General features: G+C 29.4%; 29 protein-coding genes, 13 tRNA genes, 2 rRNA genes, 1 pseudogene and 1 other annotated feature. Of the genes and pseudogenes, 41 read left to right on the plus strand and 4 right to left on the minus strand.

Annotated elements, in window-relative coordinates; genetic code table 11:
• From FYJ27_RS10465 to FYJ27_RS12945, 16 genes are all read left to right on the plus strand, one after another.
• Positions 1 to 100, plus strand: a 23S ribosomal RNA gene (locus tag FYJ27_RS10465); the annotation flags it as partial.
• Between the two features lie 39 nt (positions 101 to 139).
• Positions 140 to 256 (plus strand): 5S ribosomal RNA (gene rrf, locus FYJ27_RS10470).
• A 4-nt stretch (positions 257 to 260) separates the two neighbouring features.
• Positions 261 to 335, plus strand: a tRNA-Asn gene (locus FYJ27_RS10475).
• Positions 336 to 341: 6 nt separating this feature from the next.
• Positions 342 to 430 (plus strand) — tRNA-Leu (locus FYJ27_RS10480).
• Between the two features lie 7 nt (positions 431 to 437).
• Positions 438 to 514: transfer RNA gene (locus FYJ27_RS10485), tRNA-Met, on the plus strand.
• 16 nt (positions 515 to 530) lie between these two features.
• A tRNA-Met gene (locus tag FYJ27_RS10490) sits at positions 531 to 607 on the plus strand.
• A gap of 22 nt (positions 608 to 629) precedes the next feature.
• Positions 630 to 704 (plus strand) — tRNA-Glu (locus FYJ27_RS10495).
• Positions 705 to 780 (plus strand) — tRNA-Val (locus FYJ27_RS10500).
• 11 nt (positions 781 to 791) lie between these two features.
• Positions 792 to 868, plus strand: a tRNA-Asp gene (locus FYJ27_RS10505).
• A 145-nt stretch (positions 869 to 1,013) separates the two neighbouring features.
• Positions 1,014 to 1,089 (plus strand) — tRNA-Thr (locus tag FYJ27_RS10510).
• 8 nt (positions 1,090 to 1,097) lie between these two features.
• A tRNA-Tyr gene (locus FYJ27_RS10515) sits at positions 1,098 to 1,183 on the plus strand.
• A gap of 35 nt (positions 1,184 to 1,218) precedes the next feature.
• A tRNA-Gly gene (locus FYJ27_RS10520) sits at positions 1,219 to 1,293 on the plus strand.
• Between the two features lie 4 nt (positions 1,294 to 1,297).
• Positions 1,298 to 1,371: transfer RNA gene (locus FYJ27_RS10525), tRNA-Gly, on the plus strand.
• A gap of 103 nt (positions 1,372 to 1,474) precedes the next feature.
• Positions 1,475 to 1,548 (plus strand) — tRNA-Cys (locus FYJ27_RS10530).
• 4 nt (positions 1,549 to 1,552) lie between these two features.
• Positions 1,553 to 1,629, plus strand: a tRNA-Arg gene (locus FYJ27_RS10535).
• Between the two features lie 89 nt (positions 1,630 to 1,718).
• Complete coding sequence (locus FYJ27_RS12945) at positions 1,719 to 1,991, plus strand: DUF819 family protein (protein WP_226809026.1); 273 nt, start codon at positions 1,719 to 1,721, stop codon at positions 1,989 to 1,991.
• 25 nt (positions 1,992 to 2,016) lie between these two features.
• Here the strand turns inward: FYJ27_RS12945 and sfsA are convergent, their stop codons facing one another.
• Complete coding sequence (sfsA, locus tag FYJ27_RS10545) at positions 2,017 to 2,703, minus strand: DNA/RNA nuclease SfsA (RefSeq protein ID WP_154484798.1); 687 nt, start codon at positions 2,701 to 2,703, stop codon at positions 2,017 to 2,019.
• Between the two features lie 200 nt (positions 2,704 to 2,903).
• Between sfsA and FYJ27_RS10550 the strand changes: the two genes are divergently transcribed.
• The 3 genes from FYJ27_RS10550 (at position 2,904) to FYJ27_RS10560 (ending at position 4,877) form a co-directional block, all read left to right on the plus strand.
• Positions 2,904 to 3,431 (plus strand): hypothetical protein, encoded by a 528-nt coding sequence (locus tag FYJ27_RS10550; RefSeq protein WP_154484799.1) that lies wholly within the window; start codon positions 2,904 to 2,906, stop codon positions 3,429 to 3,431.
• Positions 3,432 to 3,598: 167 nt separating this feature from the next.
• On the plus strand, positions 3,599 to 4,132 hold the full coding sequence (locus FYJ27_RS10555; protein WP_154484800.1) for an O-acetyl-ADP-ribose deacetylase: 534 nt from the start codon (positions 3,599 to 3,601) through the stop codon (positions 4,130 to 4,132).
• Between the two features lie 133 nt (positions 4,133 to 4,265).
• Positions 4,266 to 4,877 (plus strand): zinc dependent phospholipase C family protein, encoded by a 612-nt coding sequence (locus tag FYJ27_RS10560; RefSeq protein ID WP_326831081.1) that lies wholly within the window; start codon positions 4,266 to 4,268, stop codon positions 4,875 to 4,877.
• 250 nt (positions 4,878 to 5,127) lie between these two features.
• Here FYJ27_RS10560 and FYJ27_RS10565 read toward each other — a convergent pair.
• Positions 5,128 to 6,452, minus strand: a protein-coding gene (locus FYJ27_RS10565; protein ID WP_412030656.1) for an IS3 family transposase whose coding sequence is annotated in 2 segments (ribosomal slippage) — positions 5,128 to 6,051 and positions 6,054 to 6,452 — 1,323 coding nt in all. Because the reading frame shifts where the segments join, the coding sequence is not laid out codon by codon here.
• Positions 6,453 to 6,569: 117 nt separating this feature from the next.
• On the opposite strand from FYJ27_RS10565, the pseudogene FYJ27_RS10570 reads away from it, so the two are divergent.
• Positions 6,570 to 6,803: pseudogene (locus tag FYJ27_RS10570) on the plus strand (DUF3870 domain-containing protein); the annotation flags it as partial.
• A gap of 115 nt (positions 6,804 to 6,918) precedes the next feature.
• Here FYJ27_RS10570 and FYJ27_RS10575 read toward each other — a convergent pair.
• Entirely contained in the window at positions 6,919 to 7,824 is a 906-nt protein-coding gene (locus tag FYJ27_RS10575) for an alpha/beta fold hydrolase (protein WP_154484803.1), read from the minus strand.
• 139 nt (positions 7,825 to 7,963) lie between these two features.
• On the opposite strand from FYJ27_RS10575, the gene FYJ27_RS10580 reads away from it, so the two are divergent.
• The 4 genes from FYJ27_RS10580 (at position 7,964) to FYJ27_RS10595 (ending at position 11,076) form a co-directional block, all read left to right on the plus strand.
• Entirely contained in the window at positions 7,964 to 9,016 is a 1,053-nt protein-coding gene (locus tag FYJ27_RS10580; protein WP_154484804.1) for an MBL fold metallo-hydrolase, read from the plus strand.
• 11 nt (positions 9,017 to 9,027) lie between these two features.
• Positions 9,028 to 9,237 (plus strand): DUF3006 domain-containing protein, encoded by a 210-nt coding sequence (locus FYJ27_RS10585; protein ID WP_154484805.1) that lies wholly within the window; start codon positions 9,028 to 9,030, stop codon positions 9,235 to 9,237.
• 76 nt (positions 9,238 to 9,313) lie between these two features.
• Positions 9,314 to 9,555, plus strand: a binding site (T-box leader).
• Positions 9,556 to 9,614: 59 nt separating this feature from the next.
• Positions 9,615 to 10,592, plus strand: a complete 978-nt coding sequence (asnA, locus tag FYJ27_RS10590) for an aspartate--ammonia ligase (RefSeq protein WP_154484806.1) — start codon at positions 9,615 to 9,617, stop codon at positions 10,590 to 10,592.
• A gap of 46 nt (positions 10,593 to 10,638) precedes the next feature.
• Entirely contained in the window at positions 10,639 to 11,076 is a 438-nt protein-coding gene (locus FYJ27_RS10595) for an endolytic transglycosylase MltG (protein ID WP_154484807.1), read from the plus strand.
• A gap of 15 nt (positions 11,077 to 11,091) precedes the next feature.
• Here the strand turns inward: FYJ27_RS10595 and FYJ27_RS10600 are convergent, their stop codons facing one another.
• Positions 11,092 to 11,256, minus strand: a complete 165-nt coding sequence (locus FYJ27_RS10600; protein WP_154484808.1) for a hypothetical protein — start codon at positions 11,254 to 11,256, stop codon at positions 11,092 to 11,094.
• Between the two features lie 256 nt (positions 11,257 to 11,512).
• Between FYJ27_RS10600 and FYJ27_RS10605 the strand changes: the two genes are divergently transcribed.
• The 17 genes from FYJ27_RS10605 (at position 11,513) to recJ (ending at position 25,940) form a co-directional block, all read left to right on the plus strand.
• Positions 11,513 to 12,247 (plus strand): hypothetical protein, encoded by a 735-nt coding sequence (locus FYJ27_RS10605; RefSeq protein WP_154484809.1) that lies wholly within the window; start codon positions 11,513 to 11,515, stop codon positions 12,245 to 12,247.
• 57 nt (positions 12,248 to 12,304) lie between these two features.
• Positions 12,305 to 12,937, plus strand: coding sequence for a CBS domain-containing protein (locus tag FYJ27_RS10610; protein ID WP_154484810.1), 633 nt, complete (start codon positions 12,305 to 12,307; stop codon positions 12,935 to 12,937).
• Between the two features lie 75 nt (positions 12,938 to 13,012).
• Complete coding sequence (locus FYJ27_RS10615; protein WP_154484811.1) at positions 13,013 to 13,597, plus strand: BofC C-terminal domain-containing protein; 585 nt, start codon at positions 13,013 to 13,015, stop codon at positions 13,595 to 13,597.
• 116 nt (positions 13,598 to 13,713) lie between these two features.
• Entirely contained in the window at positions 13,714 to 14,208 is a 495-nt protein-coding gene (ruvC, locus tag FYJ27_RS10620) for a crossover junction endodeoxyribonuclease RuvC (protein ID WP_154484812.1), read from the plus strand.
• 12 nt (positions 14,209 to 14,220) lie between these two features.
• Positions 14,221 to 14,808: a Holliday junction branch migration protein RuvA gene (ruvA, locus tag FYJ27_RS10625; RefSeq protein ID WP_154484813.1), complete on the plus strand. Its 588-nt coding sequence runs from the start codon at positions 14,221 to 14,223 to the stop codon at positions 14,806 to 14,808.
• Positions 14,809 to 14,826: 18 nt separating this feature from the next.
• Positions 14,827 to 15,834: a Holliday junction branch migration DNA helicase RuvB gene (gene ruvB / locus FYJ27_RS10630; protein ID WP_154484814.1), complete on the plus strand. Its 1,008-nt coding sequence runs from the start codon at positions 14,827 to 14,829 to the stop codon at positions 15,832 to 15,834.
• A 10-nt stretch (positions 15,835 to 15,844) separates the two neighbouring features.
• The gene (locus FYJ27_RS10635) at positions 15,845 to 16,054 is read left to right on the plus strand and encodes a DUF2905 domain-containing protein (RefSeq protein ID WP_154484815.1); all 210 of its coding nucleotides are present in this window, start codon (positions 15,845 to 15,847) and stop codon (positions 16,052 to 16,054) included.
• A gap of 18 nt (positions 16,055 to 16,072) precedes the next feature.
• On the plus strand, positions 16,073 to 17,098 hold the full coding sequence (gene queA / locus FYJ27_RS10640) for a tRNA preQ1(34) S-adenosylmethionine ribosyltransferase-isomerase QueA (RefSeq protein WP_154484816.1): 1,026 nt from the start codon (positions 16,073 to 16,075) through the stop codon (positions 17,096 to 17,098).
• Positions 17,099 to 17,109: 11 nt separating this feature from the next.
• Entirely contained in the window at positions 17,110 to 18,228 is a 1,119-nt protein-coding gene (gene tgt, locus FYJ27_RS10645; RefSeq protein ID WP_154484817.1) for a tRNA guanosine(34) transglycosylase Tgt, read from the plus strand.
• A gap of 60 nt (positions 18,229 to 18,288) precedes the next feature.
• Positions 18,289 to 18,597 carry a preprotein translocase subunit YajC gene (yajC, locus tag FYJ27_RS10650; protein ID WP_154484818.1) on the plus strand — a complete coding sequence of 103 codons (309 nt, stop codon included), beginning with the start codon at positions 18,289 to 18,291 and terminating at the stop codon, positions 18,595 to 18,597.
• 100 nt (positions 18,598 to 18,697) lie between these two features.
• Complete coding sequence (locus tag FYJ27_RS10655; protein ID WP_154484819.1) at positions 18,698 to 19,075, plus strand: TIGR04086 family membrane protein; 378 nt, start codon at positions 18,698 to 18,700, stop codon at positions 19,073 to 19,075.
• Positions 19,076 to 19,147: 72 nt separating this feature from the next.
• The gene (gene scfA, locus FYJ27_RS10660; protein WP_154484820.1) at positions 19,148 to 19,288 is read left to right on the plus strand and encodes a six-cysteine ranthipeptide SCIFF; all 141 of its coding nucleotides are present in this window, start codon (positions 19,148 to 19,150) and stop codon (positions 19,286 to 19,288) included.
• Between the two features lie 84 nt (positions 19,289 to 19,372).
• Positions 19,373 to 20,734: a thioether cross-link-forming SCIFF peptide maturase gene (scfB, locus tag FYJ27_RS10665; protein ID WP_154484821.1), complete on the plus strand. Its 1,362-nt coding sequence runs from the start codon at positions 19,373 to 19,375 to the stop codon at positions 20,732 to 20,734.
• An 89-nt stretch (positions 20,735 to 20,823) separates the two neighbouring features.
• Complete coding sequence (gene secD, locus FYJ27_RS10670; RefSeq protein ID WP_154484822.1) at positions 20,824 to 22,089, plus strand: protein translocase subunit SecD; 1,266 nt, start codon at positions 20,824 to 20,826, stop codon at positions 22,087 to 22,089.
• Positions 22,090 to 22,106: 17 nt separating this feature from the next.
• Positions 22,107 to 22,991 (plus strand): protein translocase subunit SecF, encoded by an 885-nt coding sequence (gene secF, locus FYJ27_RS10675; protein WP_326831079.1) that lies wholly within the window; start codon positions 22,107 to 22,109, stop codon positions 22,989 to 22,991.
• 107 nt (positions 22,992 to 23,098) lie between these two features.
• Positions 23,099 to 23,443, plus strand: coding sequence for a LapA family protein (locus FYJ27_RS10680; RefSeq protein ID WP_216383969.1), 345 nt, complete (start codon positions 23,099 to 23,101; stop codon positions 23,441 to 23,443).
• Between the two features lie 16 nt (positions 23,444 to 23,459).
• The gene (recJ, locus tag FYJ27_RS10685; protein WP_154484823.1) at positions 23,460 to 25,940 is read left to right on the plus strand and encodes a single-stranded-DNA-specific exonuclease RecJ; all 2,481 of its coding nucleotides are present in this window, start codon (positions 23,460 to 23,462) and stop codon (positions 25,938 to 25,940) included.
• Positions 25,941 to 25,942 lie beyond the last annotated feature (2 nt).

Here is a 25,942-nt window from a genome sequence, read left to right on the forward strand (position 1 = left end):
AGAGTAAGACTCCAAGTAGACTACTTGGTTGATAGGTCCCAGGTGTAAGAGTAGCAATATTCTTAGCTAAGGGATACTAATAAGTCGAGGGCTTGACCAATTATCTTACTGTGTATACAATTTTCAATTTCATATATTATCTGGTGACTATAGCAGGAGGGTCACACCTGTTCCCATACCGAACACAGCAGTTAAGCCTCCTAACGCCTATGGTACTTGAGTGGTAACGCTCTGGGAGAGTAGGAAGTTGCCAGATATATTCCTGGGTAGCTCAATGGTGGAGCAACCGGCTGTTAACCGGTAGGTTGTGGGTTCGAGTCCCACCCTAGGAGCCATATATTGCCGGGGTGGCGGAACAGGCAGACGCACAGGACTTAAAATCCTGCGATCCCCAAAGATCGTACCGGTTCGATTCCGGTCCTCGGCACCACTACTGGCGCGGGATGGAGCAGTCTGGTAGCTCGTCGGGCTCATAACCCGGAGGTCGTTGGTTCAAATCCAGCTCCCGCAACCATTTAACCTTTAAATATGGCGGCGTAGCTCAGTTGGCTAGAGCATGCGGTTCATACCCGCAGTGTCAGCGGTTCAAATCCGTTCGCCGCTACCATTATTTTAATTCTTAGTATCCTGGCCCTATGGTCAAGCGGTTAAGACACCGCCCTTTCACGGCGGTAACCCGGGTTCGAATCCCGGTAGGGTCACCAGGGCGCATAGCTCAGTTGGGAGAGCACCTGCCTTACAAGCAGGGGGTCATAGGTTCGAGCCCTATTGCGCCCACCAAATTTAAATATGGCCTGGTAGTTCAGTTGGTTAGAATGCTAGCCTGTCACGCTAGAGGTCGAGGGTTCGAGTCCCTTCCAGGTCGCCATTTTACCATAAGGTAAATACTTTCGCTGGTGTAGCTCAATTGGCATAAGCAGAGAACCCAAATCTCTGATTTGGTGTGAATCGCTTAGTCGGAGCAGCTAAGAACAATAACATTGTTCTTTATACATCATTAAATTAATACTTTTGCTGGTGTAGCTCAATTGGCAGAGCAACTGACTTGTAATCAGTAGGTTGGGGGTTCAAGTCCTCTCACCAGCTCCATAAAATGCGGAGGAGTTCCCGAGTTGGCTAAAGGGGACGGACTGTAAATCCGTTGGCTCAGCCTTCACTGGTTCGAATCCAGTCTCCTCCACCAAATTTTATTATATAGTGTATAAAACTAAATAGTTTGCGGAAGTGGCTCAGTGGTAGAGCATCGCCTTGCCAAGGCGAGGGTCGCGGGTTCGAATCCCGTTTTCCGCTCCATTATGCGGGTGTAGCTCAGTGGTAGAGCCCCAGCCTTCCAAGCTGGTTGCGAGGGTTCGATTCCCTTCACCCGCTCCATTTTTTATAAGAAAACCAAAATACGTTTTTCGTTTTGTGTGAATCACTTAGTCGGAGAAATTCTTTAGGATTACTATTTCAAAACAATTATAAAATTAAATATGGCGGCATAGCCAAGTGGTAAGGCAGAGGTCTGCAAAACCTTTATCCCCAGTTCAAATCTGGGTGCCGCCTCCAATTTGTACCTATAGCTCAACTGGATAGAGTGTCTGACTACGAATCAGAAGGCTGGGGGTTCGAGTCCCTCTAGGTACACCATTAAAATCCTTGTAATTATTGATGATTACAAGGATTTTGTTATATTCTCAAAGGGGGGTTATCATATATTATTTTATGTAGGAGCAGAAATTGCTCAAGCACCCTTGTATATAATTTCTGGATTTGTTATTTTAGGTATTCATGCCTTGATATTATTCTTAGCTGCAAAATTGTTTAAATTAGATTTATTTACTTGTGGCGTTGCAAGTTTAGCTAATGTAGGGGGAGTTGCTTCAGCACCTATATTAGCAGCAGCATATAGTGAAGCTTTAATACCAATTGGAGTACTTATGGCCTTGATGGGTTATGTAATAGGTACAGGAGGAGGACTTTTAGTAGGTAAGATATTATCTATGATTTAAATATAAAACATTTTAAATAGAGGTACTATATTAGTACCTCTATTTTTTCATTTATTTTTATAGAATCTTCCTTTACTATAGAATTATAAGCTAATATATTTACTCCTTTTTTATTTGCTTCTATCAATGCATTTGAAAACTTTTCATCCATAGAGGTATTAGGGGTAAAATATTTTATGTTTTCCATTTGAATTAGGAAAAATATATATCCTTTAAGTCCAGATTCTACTACTTTTATCATTTCCTTTATATGTTTAGTCCCTCTTTCAGTTGGGGCATCTGGGAATAAAGATAAACCATTATTTTCCAATGTCACACCTTTCACTTCTATAAATCCACTTTCTTTATCTTTTTCAAAATATAAATCAAAACGAGAATTTCCAAAAGTAACTTCTCTTTTAAGCACTTTTATATTTTCTAATTCTTTTATCCTATTGGACTTAATAGCATCAAAGACTACTTTGTTTGGAACTTGTGAATCTATATTTATTAGTTGATCTTCCTTATAAGCAGATATAAGAGAGTATTTGGTCTTTCTATTTGGATTATTTGATTTTTCCAAATAAACTTTTGTACCTTTTATTAGAATTTCTTTACATCTGCCAGTGTTTTTCACATGAACTTTTTCTTTTTTACCATCAATAAGAACGTTGGCAATAAATCTATTAGGACGTTCTAAAAATATTCCCTCACACATATTATTGTATTTCAAAAGTGATCCCTCCAAAGTACATATTAATTCTATTATATATTATTTTAAGGTTAAACAAAATAATATGTTTATTGGATTGGAGGTTTCTAATATAAAAAAATAATAGTTCGAAATATATAGATAATTTAGAATAAATATAATATAATGGAAATTAGTGGATTCAGTATTATAAACTTAATTTATAGAGAGGTGGATATACTATGAAAAAGGTTGGCTATATTTTAATAGTTAGTATTCTACTATCCATGATTTTAGTTGGATGTAAAAACAATAATTCAGCAGAAATAGATAAGGTATATAAAACTATAGAAGATTATTTTAATAGTTACTATACTATAGATGATTATAAAATTTTAGATGATAGTGATAAGGCATACGCAAAAGAAACGGATTTAATTGAAAGTGTAAAACAATATTCAACAGAAGAATTTTTTAACAGGCTAAAAGAAAAAAGGGGAAGTGGGGCAACGGTAGATACGGCTAAATTAGCTAAAAGAAATATTAAAGTTGGAGATATTGAATATAAAATAGAAAAACCTAAAAATATTGAAGAACTAAAAGATGAGATAACTTTATATTATACAGCAGATTTTAAATTTTATAATGATGATAAGGAGGATATTTTAGAAAAAGAAGGGCAAATAAGGCTTAAAAAAGTTAGTGGGGAATGGAAAATAGATTATGAACCAGGATATATACTACATTATATGTTTGAAAAGATAAAGTAATTTAGTGTATTTTTTATAGCACTGAGACTATTATTAATATATTTATAATTTATATATTAAAGACTGCCATGGTAGTCTTTAATTTTATTTTTTAATTTATATAATAGTATATAGAGAACAAATATAAGAAGATTTTATTATAAACTTTAGAAAGGGTGTTATTGTCTATGTATAAAATTAATGAAACTATCATAAACTTAATTAAGGGAGATATAACTAAGATTGAGACTGATGCTATAGTTAATGCAGCAAACAATACTTTACTTGGAGGGGGAGGGGTAGATGGAGCAATTCATAGAGCAGGAGGACCAGAAATATTGGATCAATGTAAAAAAATAGGGGGATGTCCTACAGGAGAAGCTAGAATAACTACTGCTGGAAACTTACCTAGTAATTATGTTATACATACGGTTGGCCCTGTATATAGGGGAGGAGACAATAGAGAAGCTGAGCTGTTATATAATGCATATTATAATTCATTAAAACTGGCTAAAGAATATAATTTAAAGACTATTGCTTTTCCATCTATTTCAACTGGAGTATATGGTTATCCTATAGATAAAGCCTCAGATATTGCTATTAAAGCAGTAACAGATTTCATTGAAGAAAAAGGTAGTATTGATAAAGTGGATTTTGTTTTATTTAGTGATAATGATTATGAAATATATGAAAAAAAGTTAAATAAATTAATGAATGAGTAAATATTTTCATTTGGTAACATTATTTAAAAATTAACTCAATATTGACTTTTCAGGTAAACTAATATATTATTATTTATGTAACAAATACTATATAAGGGAAGTGTTTTAAATTTTTGGAGATACTCATAAAATAATAGCTAGTAATATCCATGAAAGTGTTCGTAGAACCTATGATATAGAGCTAGATAAAAAGAAGCTTTTATGGGGATCTGTAGCACCAGATATATTGCCGCAATTAAAGATACACAGACATTATGAAAAAGAAAGTTTAGATTTTGTTGTAAATGAAATAGCAAAACTAATATTTTTAAGTAGATTTGTAAATTTAGATGGAAAATTAGATCCTATTGTAAATAAATATATAAGTAAAAAAATAGGTATGATATCACATTTTTTAAGCGACTTTGTGTGTTTGCCCCATTTTGAACGTTGGACTTTTGCAGGTAGTATGTTTAAACATATGTCTTATGAGTCAAAGCTGAATAGATATGCTAAATATCATGATTTTAAAAGGAATGTTATAGATGTTGATGATGTAGATATTTTTCAAGATAAAAATATAAATATTAAAGAAATAATAAAGAGTTATATTGAAAATGTAATTGAAGAATATTCAATTAATGAAGGATTTAAAAATGATCTTGATTTTTCTCTTTCCTTAAATATCAAGATATCTTATTTTATAATAGATACTATAAAAGTATATAATGAAGCAATGAAGAAAGAATTTGCTTTTGATTTTTAAAATACTATTAAATTTACATTAAATAAATTTAAAAAAAGAAGGAATTTTGATTAATGTGTAGAATTGATAATATAGTCGAAATAATTAGACATTTTAGATATTTATAAATTCTAATAGGAATTTTGTTTAGAGTACTGCTTTATTTGTGACAATACGGAGTAAAATCCTATTTGTTTTAGCAAATAAAACCCAGTACTAGTGGCTTGTATTGCCTAAAATGGTCCCTAAGTCAAGGACATTATAAAAAAGCCTAGGCAGATAAAAGCTGATTTCTATATTGTATAGGAGTCAGCTTTTTTAATCCCCATTGATATCTAAAATTATTATAATACTCCATATAATCATCTATTAAAAGCTGTAGTTCCTCAAATGTAGAGAAACCCTTAGAATCTATCTCATCCTTCATATGTCCAAAGAATGATTCTTGAGGAGCATTATCCCAGCAATTTCCTCTTCTTGACATGGATTGCCCAAGGTTATATTCTTTTAATAACTTTTGAAATTTGGGACTAGTATAGTGTACCCCTTGGTCTGAATGTATAAATGCATCCTTATGTAATAAATTCTTATGCTGTATTATTAATTTGCCTATGGTTTTGGTTGCTATTTCAAGAGTAAGACGGTTAGACAAATTATATGACAGTATTTCATTTGTTGAGGCATCTTTAATTGTTGATAAATATGCCATACAGGAAGCCCCATATGGAAGATATGTTATATCAGTTAGGAGGACTTTCCCAACAACCTCTTGTTTAAAATTCCTATTCAAAAGATTTGGCACAACAGTATGTTCTTTAGTTGCTTTCATCATTCTTCTATATGGATTTGCTTTTCTAATAGGGCATTTAATGTTATACTTTCTCATAATTTTCTGTATACATTTTCTATTGACTATTAAATTGAATTCATTCTCTAGAACCATTTTAATGGATCTAGAACCTTTCTTATACCCTCTATGATTAAAAGCTTTTAATATTGCTTCTTTCAGTTGTAAATCTCTTTGTTCTCGTACATCTCTATTTTTTGATGATTCTATGTATCTGTAATAACCAGATCTTGATACTTCTGCTACCTTGCATAGGTGACTAACCATATTTTTAAAGTTGTATTTTGAAATGATTTCTTGAATAAGTTTGAAGATAATAGCTGCCTTTAGTTCACCTCTTTTCACCTGCCTTTCTTGCAGCTCGATTTTTTTTTTAATAATTCTGCCTCAGCTTTCCAGTATGCTATTTCTGCATCCTTTTTAGCTATTATTTCTTCCACAGATAATTCACGACTTAAGGGTCTACCACTATTAAATTTTCTAGTATCTCTAAGTCCTAATTCCCCAGATTCTCTATATGATTTACGCCACCGCTTACTTGCACTATAGATTCTATGATTACCTAATATATTTACATCAAATCCAGCATCAATAAAGATTTGAGTTGGTAAATATCCCTTATTATATTCAGCAATAAACAATGTTTTAAAATCGTCTGTATAAGTAATTCCACGTTTACTTACTGATTTTACATACTTATTCTTTGATAAAACATCAATCTCTTCATCAGAAAATAATTTATTACTCATTAAATCCCCAACCTTTCCGTTGTCTTTCTACTATATTGTACAAAAAAAGATCCTATAATAATAGACTTTTTTTAATTGTCTACTATATAGGATCCATTTTAGGTTGTAGGTGTAGGTTTTTTAATTAATACAAAGACTGGCATAATAGAAGATGTAATGGTTACTTTACTTTCTGATTTGTGCAAAGAGTTTTTATCCCATTTGATGGTAGGCCACAATATTAAAGAAGATGGAATAGATGAAATAGTAGATAAAGTTGAAAATAGATTTTTTGGCTATTCACAAAAAGCTGTAGTAGTAGCTATGAAAGGTGCCTATAGACGATATGTAGAATGGGAAAGAACCAATTGAAGGTATTATTTAAACTTTGTTGATGAAGGTGCATTATGATATGCTACTAAAAAGAATGGTAGGTTTTATAATTTAAGGTTGGGATACATTTTTAAGCAAGAACATGAAAAAACTTCTAGAACCTATTTTTAGAAGTTTTTTCATTTAAAAAATCTAGTGATTTTTTGAATATGAAGTTTTTGAACCAAAGGTGTGATGTTAGATGTCCTGAAGGTAATCTGTATATTTTTGGCTTATTAAGATTTATCCATAAGTTTTGTGATGATTTTCTTGGTATAAATGGGTCAAATAATGCATTAAACATTAATACTTTTTTGTTGTCTATTTTTTTAGCAAATAATGAGGGGTCATATCTATAACAGTTAGGTAATTTATTTAAATCTTCTAATGAATTTACTTCTTTTATTTTTTCATTAAAATTCTTATGTAATTTGTGGCATCTTTCAGGGCTACAACTATCTTCATCTTCATATCTAATACGTAAAACTTTAGTTGCAACGCTCTTCCAAGTAATATATTCAAAGTTTCCACCTGTTACAACCAATATACCTTTATTAATCCTATGATCTAATGCAAGAGATATGGTAGCTATCATTCCACCAAAGCTAAAACCCATTATATGAATTTTTTCAATACCCATTTTTTCTAAAAAGTCTATACAAGTTAATGTATCTACTACTGATTGATAAAAACGTTTTTCAATATCTGAAGAAGTACCAGATAGAAAAGAGATGTTTTTATCTTTAGGCATTCTATTATAATGATATGGTAAAATTAACATTATTGTAGTATAACCGGATTTTGATAATTTAGATGGATAGTATTTAAGATATTCAAAATTTCTTTCTCCAAGTCCGTGGATAAATACAACGCCTTCTTTAGAATTACCTTTGTATAATAAAGCTTTTACTTTATCAACATTGGGATCACCAGATCTTAGGGGGCTATCAAAATATACTTCATCCATATTTTTTAGAGATTTAATATTAAAGTTTATATTTTCTCTGGAAATATTGTACATATAAAATCAATCCTTTCTTAATATATGGTATTTCTATATTTCTAATAAAAATCCTTTAACTATATTAAATATTGCTTATATATTGTATTTAGTTTAAAATATAGATTAATTGAAAAAGCAAATGAAAGGGGAAATATGTATGCACAAGTTTAAAAAAGCAAATTTCATAGTATTGACTATAGTTATATTGACCATATTATTATCTGGTTGTGAACTAGAATCAAGTGAGAATTTTCAGGACAATATTGGAGATTTAGTAGTTCATTATATAGACATAGGACAAGGCGATAGTATATTTATACAGCTTCCGAATGGTGAAACATCTCTGATAGATGGTGGACCAAAGGCTAATAGTAATGTAGTTGTAAACTATTTAAAGGAGATGAAAATAGAAAAAGTAGATTATTTAATTGCAACTCATCCTCATGAAGATCATATTGGAGGACTTCCTGAAGTAGTTAAAAATTTTGAAATAGGGAAAATATATATGCCAGATAAAGTAGCCAACACTGCTATATTTGAAAGTCTATTAAAAGAAATTAAAGCTAAAGATTTAAAAATCAGTGTTCCTAGTAGTGGAGAATATTTAATAGATACTGATGATCTAAAATATCAAGTATTAGCCCCAAATGGAGAAAAGTATGAGAATACAAATGATTATTCAATAGTTTCAAAAATAACTTTTAAAGATAATTCCTTTTTATTTACAGGAGATGCTGAAAAAACTTCTGAAAAAGAAATGATTGGAAAAGGATATGATTTAACTGCAGATGTTTTAAAAGTTGGTCATCACGGAAGTAGTACTTCTACTACAGAAGAATTTTTATTGAAAGTAGACCCAGACTATGGAGTAATTAGCTTAGCTAAAGACAATAAATATGGTCATCCACATAAAGAGATTATAGAGCTACTTAATAAAAAAGGAATAGATATACTTAGAACAGATGAGTTAGGAAATATAATTATAAAATCTGATGGTAAAGACATAGAGATACTAAATGGATATAGTAAAGAAAATTCTATAAAAGAAACAGTATATGAAGAAGAAAACTATATAGGAAATAAAAATACTAAAATTTATCATTCGCCAGACTGTGGCTCACTTCCTAAAGAAGAAAATCAAATAATATTTAAGTCTAAGGAAGAAGCGGAAAAAGAAGGTTTTAAACCTCATGAAAAATGTATAAAATAGGAGGGTAATTTATGAAAGGTATTGTGGATAGGATTGAAGGAGATTATGTAGTACTTGAAATAGGAGAAGAAATTAAAAATATCGAAAAGGAAAAATTTCCAGAGGATGTTAGAGAAGGGGATATAGTGGAGTTTAGAGAAAACAAGTATATAATCTTAAGAGAAAAGACAGAAAAAAGGAAAAAAACTATGGAAGAATTATTTAATAAGCTAAAGGAATAAATAGAATAATTATTAGTTTTTTAAGCTTGACAAAACTCTATTTATTTAATACAATACTTTAATAAACTAAATACTTGTAATAACTAGGAAGAGAAGAGTAGGCTATAAAATTTGTTATAGAGAGTTGGTGATGGTGGAAATCCAATACAAATTTATAGTTGAAGAACATCTCTGAGTTTCTAACCGAAATTCTAAGAAAGAGTAGGTTTAGACGGTTCTGATCCGTTAAGAATCAGATAGTATCGAATAATTTTCTGTACTAGTATGAGTGTGGTATGAATTAAGGTGGTACCGCGGAAGTAACCTTTCGTCCTTTGGATGAAGGGTTTTTGTTTTTTGATATATAAATTATATGAGGATTTAAAGGAGGAAGATTAATGCAATATTTAGATACAAGAGAAACTCAAGTAGCTATAAAAAGATTAAAAGATTATTTTGAAAAAAACCTTGCTGAAAAGTTAAATCTTACTAGGGTATCTGCACCCCTATTTGTAAAACCTGAAACAGGATTAAATGACAATTTAAATGGTGTGGAGAAACCTGTATCATTTCTAATGAAAAACTATGACGAAAAGGTAGAAATAGTTCAATCCCTTGCAAAATGGAAAAGAATTGCATTAAAGTGGTATGATTTTAAAGAAGGAGAAGGTCTTTATACAGATATGGATGCAATAAGACCTAATGAAATTTTAGATGAAACCCATTCAATCTATGTAGATCAATGGGATTGGGAAAAAGTAATATCAAAAGATGAAAGAACAGAAAAATACTTACAGAATATAGTAGAAGATATATATTCTGTATTTAAAGAAACAGAAGAGTATGTGAATTCATTTTATCCTTTTTTATCTACTAAACTACCTGAAAAAATTACTTTTATCACTACTCAAGAATTAGAAAATATGTATCCAGATAAAAGTTCTCAAGAAAGAGAATATTTAATTTGTAAAGAGAAAAAAGCAGTTTTTCTAACTAAAATAGGGAAAATATTAAATTCTGGTAAACCTCATGATGGTAGAGCACCAGATTATGATGATTGGGAACTAAATGGAGATATTTTATTTTGGAATCCAACATTAGAGGCAGTTTTAGAATTATCTAGTATGGGAATAAGGGTAGATAAAGATTCATTATTAAAACAATTAAAATTGGCTAATTGTGAAGAAAGATTAAAGCTTAAATACCATAGTAAACTAGTTAATGATGAACTTCCTTATACAGTTGGAGGAGGAATTGGACAATCAAGAATATGTATGTACTTTTTAGAGAAAAAACATATAGGAGAAGTACAGGCATCAGTATGGACTGATGATATAATAGAAGAGTGTAAGAAAAAAGATATTTTCTTACTTTAGTAAAATGTCTTAAACAACTATTTATAGGACTTTAAGGAGTGATTATTTGAGGGATAAGATCAATATTTTTTATATAATATTGGGAATTGGCATAGGAATTATTGTAACTAGTCTTATATTTACATTAAAGCCTAAAATTAAATATGTTGATTATAGTGATGATGAAATAATAAAAAAAGCAAAAGAGTTAGGAATGGTTTCAGTTAAAGAAAAAATAGAGTTAAATGAAGAAAAGGATAAAAGAGAAACTGATGAAAAAGAAGATACCAAGGAAGAGATAATTTTGTTTCGTGTTGAAAATGATGATACGTTAACTTCTGTTGCGGACAGATTATTAAAAAAAGGATTAATAGCGAATAAAGAAGATTTTATACAATTTGCAAAGTATAAAGAAGCTGATAAAAAACTAAGAACTGGAGACTATAAATTAGAAAAAAATTCAAGCTACAATGAGATAATAAAAATACTTATTAAATCAGAATAGGAATACTAAGTATTCCTATTCTTTATCGCCTAATATGAAACCAAAACCCCCAAATAAAAAGAAGAAAATAAATATTATAAATATGAAATTAAATCCTCCAAAAAAGTTACCACGGCTTTTATTAGTATCTTTTCTAGACTCTTCAATCATGTCAATATTTTGAATAGGTCTTCTATCCATAAATACACCCCCAATTATTTACTTACTATATGTTTATGTAAGCTATGAAAATTGGTTACTATTTTTAATATAGGTAAAAATAGTATATTTATTTACAAATTATTTATATAAAAAACAAAAAAAGAGTATATTTTTTACCATTAATAAAAATTATGTAGTATAATAATATGTACCTTAATTACAGGTGCTTATTTTATTGTTTTAAAGGTTTAAACCTCCAGTTCTTTGGTAATAATTGCTAGGGGAGGGATGTTTTATGGCTACAGCGACGGTGAATTTATGGCAAATGTATAAAGGATTAAAATACAATTTTTTATTTAATAATGACATAAATTGTATACATATCCTCCTTAACTTGTATGATTTAGAAGAAGATATAACCAATATCTGCCCTAAGTATATGTGTATAAAAAATGTTAAGAAGCGCGTCAAGAATTTATTGAGATATAGAGAAGATAAAGAATTGGTTGCTAATAAAATTAGTTATTTAATACATGAAGACGTGGATAGGCTAGAACTTTGTATTTATTTAGAAGGATATAAGTATGGTTATTATAATAATAAATGGGTAAATATCCTAGAAGAGAAGACTCTTGAACACTATAGTATAGATGAGATATTTGAAAGAAGACTATTATTCCATTATGATTTTTCATACGACAACATAGATATCCTAAAAAAAGAATTTGAACTAGAAATAGAAGATTCAGAAAGAAAAAATAGATATATAGAAAACTTGGTTATTTCATTTTGTGATGAAATTATAAAAGATAAAATAAATAATTTAAATAAATACATAGACAGGCAATTGAAGATGGACTTTAGTTCAAATTCCACTATTAAAGAAGAAGGAATTAGATTTTCTAAAGAGGATTTAGATAAAATTTATGGGGCTATAGTTAAAGATTTATTTAAGAGTATCTTCAAAATATATAAAGATGCAAGTTGGTTTGGAGTAAATGATAAAGTTATAAAACGATATTCTATATAATAAGCATTTTTAAAATTATTATAGAATAGATTTTATTATTACGAGGGGGGATTTTTAATGTATGTAAAAAATCATATGTTACCAAAGGATAAATTAACATTAGTTTATATTGATGAAAGCATAGGAAGTGCACTAGAAAAGATAAATAAAGGAGATTTTCTATCCTTACCTGTATTTGATGGAGACGAATTCAAAGGAATTTTAATGAAAGAAGCAATATTTAGGTACTATTTTGAAACTAATTCTATGGATAAAACTGATTTTTTAGATGATGTAAAAGTAAAAGACTTATATAATGAGGTATATAAATCTATATTAGAAACAGAAATAATAGAAAATGCTTCATATTTATTAAAAGAAGTTAGAACACCATTTTTACCAGTATTTGATGTAAAGGGAAACTTTACTGGAATTTTGACTCATACATCTATTTTTAATGCTTTTTCTGAAATATTTGGCCTAGGAAAAGGGACTAGAATATTGGTGAATCTATTTGATATACCGGGTCAACTTGCTAAATTGACTGGAATAATAAGGAAAGAAAATGTCAATATAATTAATATAGCTGTGATGGATGCGAAGGTATTGGATGTTTATAAAGTTGTTATTAGGGTTGATACGGAAGATGTAAATGATTTAATTAATAAAATTGATAAGTCAGGATTTAAAGTAGCGGGTGTATCGAAATAGATATAAAGTTTCTTATGTATAAAAAAATGTAAATTGGGAAAAATATCCCTCTAGATAGTACTGGAGGGATATTTTATGAAAAAATTTAGTATATTTCTTATATCTGTGCTTTGCGTAACAATTTTTTTATTAAGTTTTGTCTATGGATATTATTTCACTAATAGAAAAATAACTAATAAACCAAATAATACTAAAAATATTTCTAAATCTAAACCAAATGATTTAGAAATAGTAAAGGAGGATAATGTAATTTCTCCTAATACTTTTGTTGAAAAGGAAATTAATTATTCAGAATGTGGTCATGTTGTTACAGATACATTTAAGGCTAACGATGAAATAATAAATAAAACTGAAAAAGACTTTAGAAATTATATTAAAGAAAACTATCCTAATATAAAAATCATTGCATTTTCTACTCAAAAAATTGTTTTACGAGAAGAAAGAAATCATCTTTGTCCAAATCACTATGTGGTAGGGGAATCTGAAGGGAAAATTGCTATATTTAAGATTAATGACAGTGGAGAGAAGATTTTAGATAAAATTTTTAATGACTATCCATTGTCTTTGCTTAAAGAGGTAGATCAGCAAAAGTTAAAAGATGGGATAGTTGTAGATAATGAAGAAGAACTTTCAGATGTATTAGAGAATTTTATTAGTTAAACATTAATGATTAAGAGGGAGAAAACCCTCTTTTTATTCTGCCTTTTGAAAGTTTATTTAATATTTTTAAATAAATATGTTAAAATAAATAGGAGAACTTTTGAAAGGGGATAACTATGATTATATTAGGAATAGATCCAGGCATAGCTATTGTAGGATATGGAGTAATAGAGTGTAAGGGCAATAGATTTAAAGCTTTAGATTATGGAGCTATAACTACTGAGGCTAATATTCCTTTTACAGAAAGAATAAGAATAATATATGATGATATGACGACTTTAATAGATAAATATAATCCTACTGATTTAGCAATAGAAGAATTGTTTTTTAATAAAAATGTTAAAACAGCTATAAAGGTTGGACAAGCGAGAGGGGTAGAGATACTTGCTGCAGTTCATAAAGGGCTAAATATATATGAATATACACCTTTACAAGTAAAACAAGGTGTGGTAGGGTATGGTAGAGCAGAAAAAAGACAGGTTCAAGAGATGGTAAAGATGCTCTTAAATTTAAAAGAAATACCTAAACCTGATGATGCTGCAGATGCATTGGCATTGGCATTGTGCCATGGAAGTTCTTTGAAATTTAAAGAAATGTTCAGAATGAAATAATGGGGTGTTTTGATGTACGAGTATATTATAGGAAATATAATGGAAATACAAGAAGATTATTTAGTATTAGAGAACAATGGAATAGGATACAAAATATATGTGTCCAATAATTCTTTATCAAATATAGATAATAGAGAAAATGTAAAAATATATACATACTTTAATATGAGAGATGATGGAATATTTCTCTATGGTTTTGCAACAAGGGAAGAATTAGATATGTTTGAATTACTTTTATTAGTTTCTAAAATAGGACCTAAAATAGCAATGGGGATATTATCTGTTTTAACTCCTAACGATATTAAGCTGGGCATAATTAATAATAATACTGAAATATTGTGCAAAGCCCCAGGGATTGGTAAAAAAACGGCAAGTCGTATAATACTTGAATTAAAAGATAGAATAGATGAAAATATTGTTGTTAATGATAATCTAAACATAACTATGGAAGATGATAGTGTTGTAGAAGCTACTAATGCACTTATGGGTTTAGAGTATACTAAAAGCGAGATAGACAGAGCTTTAGCCAAAGTAGATATCACTGGTTTAACCACAGAGGAGATCATAAGAATAACATTAAAAAACATGTCTAAAAAATAAGAAAGGGTATGGATAGTCATGATTGAAGATGAAAACAGAATTGTATCAAGAGATTTGAGATCTGAAGATATTGAAAATGACACAAGTTTAAGACCAAAGTGGATTGAAGAATATATTGGTCAAGAGAAAGTAAAAGAAAAATTAAATATTTTCATAAAAGCAGCAAAGGAAAGAGAAGAATGTCTAGATCATGTTCTATTGTACGGACCTCCAGGTTTAGGGAAAACTACTTTGGCTAATATTATTGCTAATGAAATGGGTGTAAATATAAGGGTAACTTCTGGACCAGCCATTGAAAGGCCAGGGGATTTAGCTAGTATTTTAACTAATTTAGAAGAAAATGATGTATTATTTATAGATGAAATCCATAGATTAAATAGGAGTGTAGAAGAAGTACTATATCCAGCTATGGAAGATTTTGCACTAGATCTTATTATTGGCAAAGGTCCTAGTGCTAGATCTGTAAGATTAGATCTTTCTAAATTTACTCTTATAGGAGCTACTACAAGAGCTGGTCTTTTAACTTCTCCTTTAAGGGATAGGTTTGGTGTAATATTAAACTTAGATCTATACGATGAAGAAAGTCTTAAAATGATTGTAAGAAGATCTGCAAATATTTTAAAAATAGGGATTGAAGACAAAGGTGCCTTAGAGATAGCAAAAAGATCACGTGGGACTCCAAGAATAGCCAATAGACTTTTAAAAAGGGTTAGAGATTATGCACAAGTAGTAGAAGATGGAGTTATAACTGTAGATGTAGCTAATGATGCTTTGAAGCTTTTGGAAATAGATAGTTTAGGTTTAGATAGTGTAGATAGAAAGCTTATTTTAACTATGATAGATAATTTTAATGGAGGGCCTGTAGGATTAGATACAGTTTCAGCAGCTACAGGAGAAGAGAGGACAACAATTGAAGATGTTTACGAGCCTTATTTATTGCAAATGGGATTTTTAAATAGAACACCTAGAGGAAGAATTGTAACCAAAAGAGCATATGAACATTTTAATATTCCATATGAAGAATAGAGGTGATTATATGGAGTACATGGGAAAGATTCTGATAACAATAGGTATAGTACTCCTTATACTTGGGGCAGTGATATTACTAGGTGGAAAAATAGGATTAGGTAAATTACCAGGAGATATTTTTGTAAAGAAAGGTAACTTTACATTTTTCTTTCCTATAGTTTCAAGTTTGATTATAAGTTTAATTTTAACTTTAATTCTAAATTTATTTAAAAAATAACTAGCAAGGGATGATGAAATGAAGAAAGAAGATTTTTATTATGAACTACCAGAAGAACTGATAGCTCAACATCCACTTAAAAATAGAGAAAAATCTAGATTAATGGTTTTAGATAGAGAGACAGGAGAAACTAAAGACAGACATTTTGAAGATATATTAGAATATTTAAATCCAGGAGATTGTATGGTTTTAAATGATACTAGGGTAATACCAGCAAGATTATTTGGAAGTAGAGAAGGTAAAAAAGAAAGTATTGAATTTTTATTATTAAAAAGAATAGAAGATGATAAATGGGAGACTTTAGTTAGGCCTGGGAAAAAAGCAAGACCAGGACACAAAATAGTTTTCGGAGAAGGCAAGCTTCAGGGTGAAATATTGAGTATTGAAGAGGATGGTACTAGAATTATAGATTTTAGTTATAAAGGAATTTTTGAAGAAATATTAGATGAATTAGGGGAGATGCCTCTACCTCCATATATTCAAGAGAAGCTTGAAGATAAAGAAAGGTATCAAACAGTTTATTCGAAAAACAAAGGCTCAGCTGCTGCTCCTACTGCAGGGCTACATTTTACTAAAGAGCTTTTAGGAGAAATTAAGAATAGAGGAGTAAATATTGTATATATAACTCTTCATGTAGGACTTGGCACTTTTAGACCGGTTAAAGTTGAAAATATAGAAGAACATCATATGCATGAAGAATATTTTGAAGTCTCAAAAGAGGCGGCTAATATAATAAATAGAACTAAAGAAAATAGTGGAAAGGTTGTTGCAGTAGGCACCACTTCTACAAGAACCTTAGAAAGTATAGCCAATGATGATGGCAAAGTTATAGAAGGTAAAGGCTGGACGAATATTTTTATTTACCCAGGATATAGATTTAAGGTAGTAGATTCATTAATAACCAATTTTCATCTGCCAGAATCTACTTTGATAATGCTTGTAAGTGCTTTAGCTGGTAGGGAAAACACCCTTAATGCTTATAATAGGGCAGTTGAAAAAAAGTATAGATTTTTTAGTTTTGGAGATGCTATGTTAATTAAATGAGGAGGATTTGTATGGCAATAAAATTTGAACTTATAAAAGAATCTAGTGAATGTAATGCTAGGCTAGGGAAATTATATACTCCTCATGGAGTTATAGAAACACCAATATTTATGCCTGTAGGAACTAAAGCTACTGTAAAAACTATGACACCAGAAGAGGTTGAAAAATTAGGAGCTCAAATAATACTAGCAAATACTTATCACTTATACTTGAAGCCAGGACATAAACTTATTGAAGAGGCAGGAGGACTTCATAAATTTATGAATTGGAATAAGCCAATACTTACAGATAGTGGAGGATTTCAAGTATTTAGTTTAGGGAAACTCCGAAAGATAACAGAAGAAGGAGTAGAGTTTAGATCTCATATTGATGGTTCGAAACATATGTTAACTCCAGAAAAATCCATTGAAATACAAAATTCATTAGGTTCAGATATTATGATGGCTTTTGATGAATGTGCCCCTTATCCTAGTACATGGGAATATATAAAGCAATCAATGGAAAGAACTAGTAGATGGGCAAAGAGATGTAAAGAATATCATAAAGATTGGGATAGACAAGGTATATTTGGAATAGTTCAAGGTGGAATGTACAAAGATTTGAGAGAAGAAAGTGTAAAAGCTATAACAGATTTAGATTTTCCAGGGTATGCTATTGGAGGGCTAAGCGTAGGAGAGCCTTTAGATTTAATGTGTGAAATATTAGATTTTACTACACCTATGCTTCCTAAAGATAAACCTAGATATTTAATGGGAGTGGGAACTCCAGATTATTTATTTGAATCAGTAATTCGTGGTGTAGATATGGCTGATTGTGTGTTACCAACTAGAATTGCTAGAAATGGTACAACTCTTACTAGCCATGGAAAATTAGTTATAAGAAATGCTAAGTATGCCAAAGATTTTGGCCCATTAGATCCTGAATGCGATTGTTACACATGTAGAAATTATTCAAGGGCTTATATTAGACATTTATTTAATGTAAATGAAATACTAGGTTCAAGACTTGCTACTATACACAACCTTTATTTCTTAATTAAGTTAATGAAAAATATAAGAGAGGCTATTAAAGAGGATAGACTTTTAGAATATAGAGAAGAGTTTTATAAAAAATTTGGATATATTAATTAAAATTAAGAAGGAATTAGAAAACTTTTGTTGAATAAAAGATAGAGTGAAGGAGGGATAGATTTGCCAGCGAATATTCAAGGATTAATTTTGCCAATTGCTTTTTTAGTGATTTTTTATTTTCTAGCAATAAGGCCTCAACAAAAAAGAGAGAAACAAGTTAGAGAAATGAGAGAGGCTCTTAGAGCAGGAGATAAGATAATAACTATTGGAGGAATCTATGGTAAGGTAGTGAAAGTTAAAGAAGATATTGTAACTGTAGAAGTAGGCCCTGATAAAGTTAAATTTGATATTACTAAATGGGCTGTAGGTAGTGTGGTTAATAAAAAACCTGTTAAAAAGGATTCAACTGAAAAGAAAGATGAAAAATAATATAAAAACTTCCTTCTAAAAGGAAGTTTTTTATATTTAAAGTAATAAAATTCACTTTTCTAAAATAAATATTGATTAAGGAATATAGGAGGTGAATTTTATGGATATTAAAAAATCTGATTATGCTTTATATTTATTAAAAGGGATTTTAATTTCATATATTGTTACTTTTTTAATGCTTACCATAATATCTTTGCTTTTAACTTACACAAATTTAAAAGAAAGTAGTATTCCAATTTTAACTACAGTAGTTATGATAGTAAGTATTGTTTTGGGATCAATATATTTAACTTTGAAGATAGGAGAAAAAGGGTGGTTAAATGGAGGAATAATAGGTCTATTGTATATAGTAATCCTTATAATATTAAACAAAATTTTCATAAAACCTTTTATGTTTAATATGTATTTTATAACTAAAATAATAGTTTCATTAGTTATTGGTATAATTGGTGGAATGATTGGAATTAATCTGAAATAGAACTTTAAATGTATATTCATTTATGATATAATTTATAAGGTATTATTCCTATCAGAAGGAGGATTAGTTATAATGAAGCATATAAAAACTTTAGGAAAAAGAAATTTAAAAAACACATTAGCTAAAGGTGGATGTGGAGAGTGTCAAACCTCATGCCAATCAGCATGCAAGACTTCTTGTACTGTAGGAAATCAAAAGTGCGAGAATAAATAGTATTGTTTAAAAAAAGGTGGTGGTTTTATCCACTACTTTTTAATTTGTCATTTTTTATTTTAATAGTTAGTGGGAGGATATCATATGTTAAACAGCCAAAAAATTCATAAATTTCATCTTAACAATAAATATATAGTATTAGATATAAATAGTGGTGCAGTACATTTAGTAGATGAAGTAGCTTATGATGTATTAGACTATTATGAAAACAAGGATTTAAAAGAAATAATATCTGAATTAAGTAAAAAGTATTCTAAAAATGAGATAATAGAAGCTCATAGTGAAATAACTAAAATTAAAGAAGATGGACTTTTGTTTTCAGAAAATATAAACATGAACAATTTTAATTATAATAATGAAAATATAGTAAAAGCCTTGTGTCTTCATGTAGCCCATGATTGTAATTTAAGGTGTAAGTATTGTTTTGCTTCTCAAGGTGATTTTAAAGGGGAAAGACTTTTAATGCCTCTAGAAGTAGGCAAGAAGGCTTTAGAATTTATTGTAAATTCATCAGGAAATAGAAAAAATTTAGAAGTGGACTTTTTTGGTGGAGAGCCATTAATGAATTTTGAAGTAGTTAAGGATTTAGTAGCTTATGGTAGAGAATTAGAAAAAAACCATAATAAAAGATTTAGATTTACTATAACTACTAATGGTGTATTATTAGATGAAGATAAGATGGAATTTATTAATGAAAATATGGACAATATAGTACTAAGCCTTGATGGGCGAAAAGAAGTAAATGATAATATGAGGACTACTGTTGATGGAAAAGGAAGTTATGATATCATAGTTCCTAAGTTTATTGAAATGGCTGATAAAAGAGGGGATAAAGATTATTTTGTAAGAGGAACTTTTACAAGTAATAATTTGGACTTCACTAGAGATGCTTTAGAATTTTATAATTTAGGTTTTAAAAAAATCTCCATAGAACCTGTAGTTACAGATCCCAAAGAAGAATATGCAATAAAAGAAGAGCATTTGGATACAATATTAAATGAATATGAAGAGTTTTCTAAGGAATATATTAAAATAAAAAAGATGGACAAGGACTTTACATTTTTCCATTTTATGATAGATTTAAATCAAGGGCCATGTTTAATTAAAAGAGCAACAGGATGCGGTGCAGGTTCTGAATATATGGCAGTGACACCTGAAGGAGATTTATACCCATGCCATCAATTTGTGGGAAATGATGATTTTAAACTAGGAGATGTGTTTAATGGGGTTATAAACTCTGATATAAGGGAAAAATTTAAACAAAGCAATGTTTTTAGTAAAGAAGAATGTAAAACTTGTTGGGCAAGATTTTATTGTAGCGGTGGTTGTCATGCTAATGCTTACAATACTAATAAGGATATTACTAAACCATATAAAATAGGTTGCGAAATGGAGAAGAAAAGGATCGAATGTGCTATATCAATTTTGGCTAATTTAGAAGAATAGGAATAATTAAGATTTTTATTAGTTAGTTGACTGTAAATTTAAACAACTATATAATCATATAGTATTAGATACTAGAGGGAGGAAGAGGAATGAGGCTTAAAAGTACTATTATATTTTTAATAATAATTTCTTTAGTATTTTTGGGTTCTTATACGGCTATCAATGGAGCTGATATTGGGAAAATAAAAATACCAAATGCTAGAGAAGCAGTGGAACTTGGATTAGATTTAGCTGGTGGAGTATATGTAGTATTGGAAGCTCAAACAGATGCCCAAGGTGCAGAACTTCAAAAAATTATGGAGCAATCAAAAGCTGTAATTAGTGAAAGGGTAGATGGATTGGGAGTTTCTGAACCTAATATAGTTATAGAAGGGAATAATAGAATTAGGATAGAATTAGCAGGAGTAAAAGATGTTCAGGAAGCTATAGATATGATAGGAAAAACTGCACAACTTAAATTTGTTGATCCAGATGGTAAAGAAATTTTAACTGGAAAAAATGTTAAAGGCTCTGAACCACAGTATCAAAAAATGGATAGTAGTGGAGAACAACCAGTAGTATCTTTAGAATTTGATAAAGAAGGAACTAAGAAGTTTGCTGAAGCTACTAAGAGATTGGCACCGAAAACAGAACCTACAGAAAAAATAATCTATATAGTATTAGATGATCAAGTTATATCTAATCCTGTAGTTAATGCAATTATAGATGATGGTAGAGCAGTAATACAAGGTGATTTTACAATAGAAGAGGCAGGAAGACTTGCCACCTTGATTAGAGCTGGATCTTTACCAGTAGAGATGAAAGAAATACAATCTTCAGTAATTGGACCTAAACTAGGGTTAGAAGCCCTAGATAGGAGTATAAAAGCGGCAGCAATTGCTATTATGATTATATTCATATTTATGCTTATTATGTATAAGATACCAGGATTAGTAGCTGATATAGCATTAACTATATACATTATGCTAGTATTGATTGGTATGAAATCTTTAGGAGCAAAACTTACTTTACCTGGAATTGCAGGTCTTATACTTTCTATAGGTATGGCTGTAGATGCCAATGTATTAATATTTGAAAGAATAAAAGAAGAGCTAAGAGTAGGAAAGTCTATAAGAGCATCTATAGATGCTGGTTTTAAAAGAGCACTTTCATCAGTACTTGATTCTAATATAACAACTTTAATAGCAGGTCTAGTATTGTATGGTTTTGGAAGTGGGCCTATAAAAGGTTTTGGAGTAACACTTATACTAGGTATTATTGCTTCTATGATTACTTCTGTATTTATTACTAAACACTTATTAAAACTTATGGTAAATATGACTGGTGCAAAAAATACTAAGTTATATGGGGCTTAGAAAAGGGGTGATTGTAGGTGGATATAATAAAAAACAGGAAAATATTCTTCTCTATTTCTTTAGCAATCATAATAGTTGGTATGATAATGATGGCAGTAAATGGATTAAATAGAGGAATAGATTTTGAAGGCGGTACATTAATACAAATTAAAATTGGTAAGACTATTTCAGTAGATGAAGTTAGACTGATTGTTGATAAATTTGATAAAGAGGCAAGTATAGTTCATTCTGGTGAAAAAAAAGATGAAATACAGATTAAAAGTAAAAAAGATTTTAATAATAAAGAGATACATCAAATTTTTAATGAATTTAAGGAAAAGTATAAATTAAAAGACGAAGATTTGGTTCAATCTCAAAAATTTGGACCAACAATGGGCAAAGAAATAAGACAAAAAGCTTTATTATCTTCAGCTATAGCTGTAGTAGCAATGCTTATCTATATTTCATGGAGATTTGAATTTAAATTTGCAATATCTGCAATAATTACCTTAGCCCATGATATTTTAATTATGCTTTCGGTATACGCAATATTTAGAATACCAGTAAATGGATCATTTATTGCTGCTATATTGACTATTTTAGGTTATTCTATAAATGATACTATAGTTATTTTTGATAGAATTAGAGAAACTAGAAGATTATCAAGAAAAGATTCTTATGAAAAAGTAGTAAATGATAGCATTAAAAAATCATTGACTAGAACTATAAATACATCTATAACTACTTTAGTTACAATTTTATTATTGTATATTTTAGGGGTTGAAGATGTTAAAGTTTTAGCATTACCATTGATTATAGGTGTTATTGCTGGAACTTATTCTTCTATATTTATTGCAAGTCCTTTGTGGTATGTATTTAAGTCAAAGGAAAAAGATGCAAAATACAATGCCAGAAAAGCTTAAAAAACTGCCGAAAGGCAGTTTTTTATAGTATAAAAATAATAAAGACTTCCAATTCAAGTGAAAAAATTGTAATATATTATTAAATCGTGTATTAAGGAGGAAGTATTGTGCAGAGAGGATTTATTTTTTCATTATTATTTGCAATTATGGTAGCGGTGTTTGCATTAAAAAATGCAAATAAAGTTCTTATAGACTTTATATTTGGAAAAGTTAATATATCACAGGCATTAGTTATATTAATTTCAGCTATCTTAGGTGCAGTTATAGTAGCTATTATGGGAAGTGTGAAAAATTTCAAGCTAAAAAGAGATAACAAAGAATTGAATAAAAAACTAGAAAGTATAAAGAAAGAAAAGAATGAACTAATGCTTATGCTAGAAGAACAGGAGAAAGAAGTATTAGACATTGAAGAAGAAAAGGATACTAATACTCTAGATGGAAATAACAGCTAAATTATGAGGTGATTATATGGTAAAGTTTGATAAGGTATATAGTTTATATAGAGAAGACTATTCTGAAGTAGATACACTTTGTAAAGAATTAAATATATCCCCTCTTATGGCAAAAGTACTAATAAATAGAGGTTTCTGTAAAGTTCAAGAAGCAAGAAACTTTTTAAATACAGATTTGGATAGTTTAATAGATCCTTTTCTATTAAAAGATATGGAACAAGCTGTAGCAAGAATTATTAAGGCTATAGAATCCGATGAAAAAATATGTATCTATGGTGATTATGATGCTGATGGTGTGACTAGTACTTCTGTATTGCTTCTTTTTTTAGAGAAGATTGGTGCTAATTGTATCTATTATCTTCCTAATAGGCTTGAAGAGGGTTATGGATTAAATAAAAATGCCGTTGATAAAATAAGTGATTTGGGAGTTTCTCTCGTGATTACAGTTGATTGCGGAATAACTAATATAGAGGAAGTAGATTATTTAAACAAGAAAGATATTGATGTTATAGTTACAGATCACCATCAATGTGGAGAGGTATTACCTAATTGTGTTGCTGTTATAAATCCTAATAGAAAAGATTGTTCTTACCCATTTAAAAAATTGGCTGGAGTAGGTGTAGCTTTTAAATTGGTACAAGGGTTATCTGAAAAACTTGGCATATCTATAGATTATGAACAAATACTACCTATAGTAGCTGTTGGTACTGTAGCCGATGTAATGCCGCTAGTAGGTGAAAATAGGGTCATAGTAAAAAATGGATTAAAAATAGTGAATAATAGGCAAAGATTAAATATAGGTCTGGAAGCTCTTTTAGAGGTATCAGGGCTTAAGAATAAAGAGATATCTTCTTATCATATAGGCTTTGTATTGGGACCCAGGCTTAATGCAGCAGGAAGGCTTGGAGTCGCTTCTACTGGTGTGGAGATGTTTGTATCCAAAGACTATGAGAAAGCTTTTACATTAGCAAAAGAACTAGACGAAGAGAATAAAAAAAGACAAGAAATTGAAGATGGAATATTAAAAGAAGCAGAAGAGTTAATAAAACAACAAGTAGATTTAGAAAAAGATAAGGTAATAGTTCTAGCTTCAGATAAATGGCATTCAGGTATTATTGGTATATGTGCTTCTAAATTAACCGATAAGTATTTTAAACCTACAATATTATTTGCCATAGAAGGAGATTTGGCTAGAGGTTCAGCAAGAAGTATTCCAACACTTGATATATATGATAGTTTAACTAAATGTGGAAGGCTCTTTGAGAAATTTGGAGGTCATAAGCAAGCAGCAGGTATATCTATTAAAACCAAAAATATTGAAGTTTTTAGAAAAAAAATAAATAATATTGTAATAGATTCTTTAGATGAGGAAGATTTTATACCGAAAATATCTATTGATTGTGAAATAGGGCCAGAAGATATAAATTTGGAAACTATAATGGAATTAAAAGAGCTTGAACCTTTTGGAATAGAAAACCCTTCTCCTCAATTTATATATAGAGAGGCATTAATAGATAATATTAGAAGTGTAGGAAGGGATAACAAACATTTGAAACTAGTATTGGAAAAGGATAACAATAAAGTGGATGCTATAGCATTTAACTTTGGAAAATATGAAAATATACTAGAGGTTGGAGATAGTATAAATGTTATAACTACATTAGAAATTAATGAATATATGGGAATGGTAAATCCCCAATTTAAAATTAGAGATATAGCTGATATAGAACTTTACCAATCTAATTTAGATAAAGATTATTATTACCATATTAAAAAATGTTTGAAACTAAAAAACAAACAAAACTATCCTGACCCTTCAAACTTAAATTTTTATCCTAAAGATGATAGGCTTGAGATTATTATTGATAAGCTAAAAAATGAAGACTCTATACTGGTATTAGTTTTTAATTATTATAATTTACAAGAGATTTTAAAGGCAATTAAAATGGAAGGTAGAGATATTATTAAAAGAACTTCTATTACCTATAATTTAAGTGATAAAACCAAGCCAAATGGTTTAGTTATATTACCTATTTTATCAGAAATAGATTTTAAAGACTATGAGAAAGTTATTTTGTATGATTTAAATTTAAATAAAGATGGCTTACTAGATTTTATGAATAATTCAAAGGATTTAAATATAGAATTTTTATTTACTAAAAAGGATATAGAAAAAAACAAAAAGCTAATGAATATTTTTTCTCCTACAGCAGAGGAAATGAAAGTTGTATGTAAAACATTTACTGCTATGAAAGGGAAAGGCTTTAAAGTTGAACCAGATACATACTTAAGTTCTATAAATAGAAAAACAAATCAAAATATAACAAGATTTAAATTAGATCTAATATTTGAAATACTTAAGGATATGGATTTTATAGATTTTATAAATAAAGATGGATTTTATTTTATTAAAGTTTTGACAGCTTTTAATGAAAAAATTGACATAATTGAAAGAGCTAAAGTAAAATACTTATATAGTCTAAATAATTTTAGCTAATA

Source organism: Anaerosalibacter bizertensis (assembly GCF_009696605.1).
GTDB lineage: Bacteria > Bacillota > Clostridia > Tissierellales > Sporanaerobacteraceae > Anaerosalibacter > Anaerosalibacter bizertensis.

Excerpts from the sequence above, each read along its gene's own strand:
- FYJ27_RS10550 (WP_154484799.1), top strand. The coding sequence starts at position 2,904 with ATGAAAAAGGTTGGCTATATTTTAATAGTTAGTATTCTACTATCCATG.
- FYJ27_RS10555 (WP_154484800.1), top strand. The coding sequence starts at position 3,599 with ATGTATAAAATTAATGAAACTATCATAAACTTAATTAAGGGAGATATA.
- FYJ27_RS10575 (WP_154484803.1), bottom strand. The coding sequence starts at position 7,824 with ATGTACAATATTTCCAGAGAAAATATAAACTTTAATATTAAATCTCTA.
- FYJ27_RS10580 (WP_154484804.1), top strand. The coding sequence starts at position 7,964 with ATGCACAAGTTTAAAAAAGCAAATTTCATAGTATTGACTATAGTTATA.
- FYJ27_RS10585 (WP_154484805.1), top strand. The coding sequence starts at position 9,028 with ATGAAAGGTATTGTGGATAGGATTGAAGGAGATTATGTAGTACTTGAA.
- asnA (WP_154484806.1), top strand. The coding sequence starts at position 9,615 with ATGCAATATTTAGATACAAGAGAAACTCAAGTAGCTATAAAAAGATTA.
- FYJ27_RS10600 (WP_154484808.1), bottom strand. The coding sequence starts at position 11,256 with ATGGATAGAAGACCTATTCAAAATATTGACATGATTGAAGAGTCTAGA.
- FYJ27_RS10605 (WP_154484809.1), top strand. The coding sequence starts at position 11,513 with ATGGCTACAGCGACGGTGAATTTATGGCAAATGTATAAAGGATTAAAA.
- FYJ27_RS10610 (WP_154484810.1), top strand. The coding sequence starts at position 12,305 with ATGTATGTAAAAAATCATATGTTACCAAAGGATAAATTAACATTAGTT.
- FYJ27_RS10615 (WP_154484811.1), top strand. The coding sequence starts at position 13,013 with ATGAAAAAATTTAGTATATTTCTTATATCTGTGCTTTGCGTAACAATT.
- ruvC (WP_154484812.1), top strand. The coding sequence starts at position 13,714 with ATGATTATATTAGGAATAGATCCAGGCATAGCTATTGTAGGATATGGA.
- ruvA (WP_154484813.1), top strand. The coding sequence starts at position 14,221 with ATGTACGAGTATATTATAGGAAATATAATGGAAATACAAGAAGATTAT.
- ruvB (WP_154484814.1), top strand. The coding sequence starts at position 14,827 with ATGATTGAAGATGAAAACAGAATTGTATCAAGAGATTTGAGATCTGAA.
- FYJ27_RS10635 (WP_154484815.1), top strand. The coding sequence starts at position 15,845 with ATGGAGTACATGGGAAAGATTCTGATAACAATAGGTATAGTACTCCTT.
- queA (WP_154484816.1), top strand. The coding sequence starts at position 16,073 with ATGAAGAAAGAAGATTTTTATTATGAACTACCAGAAGAACTGATAGCT.
- tgt (WP_154484817.1), top strand. The coding sequence starts at position 17,110 with ATGGCAATAAAATTTGAACTTATAAAAGAATCTAGTGAATGTAATGCT.
- FYJ27_RS10655 (WP_154484819.1), top strand. The coding sequence starts at position 18,698 with ATGGATATTAAAAAATCTGATTATGCTTTATATTTATTAAAAGGGATT.
- scfA (WP_154484820.1), top strand. The coding sequence starts at position 19,148 with ATGAAGCATATAAAAACTTTAGGAAAAAGAAATTTAAAAAACACATTA.
- scfB (WP_154484821.1), top strand. The coding sequence starts at position 19,373 with ATGTTAAACAGCCAAAAAATTCATAAATTTCATCTTAACAATAAATAT.
- secD (WP_154484822.1), top strand. The coding sequence starts at position 20,824 with ATGAGGCTTAAAAGTACTATTATATTTTTAATAATAATTTCTTTAGTA.
- recJ (WP_154484823.1), top strand. The coding sequence starts at position 23,460 with ATGGTAAAGTTTGATAAGGTATATAGTTTATATAGAGAAGACTATTCT.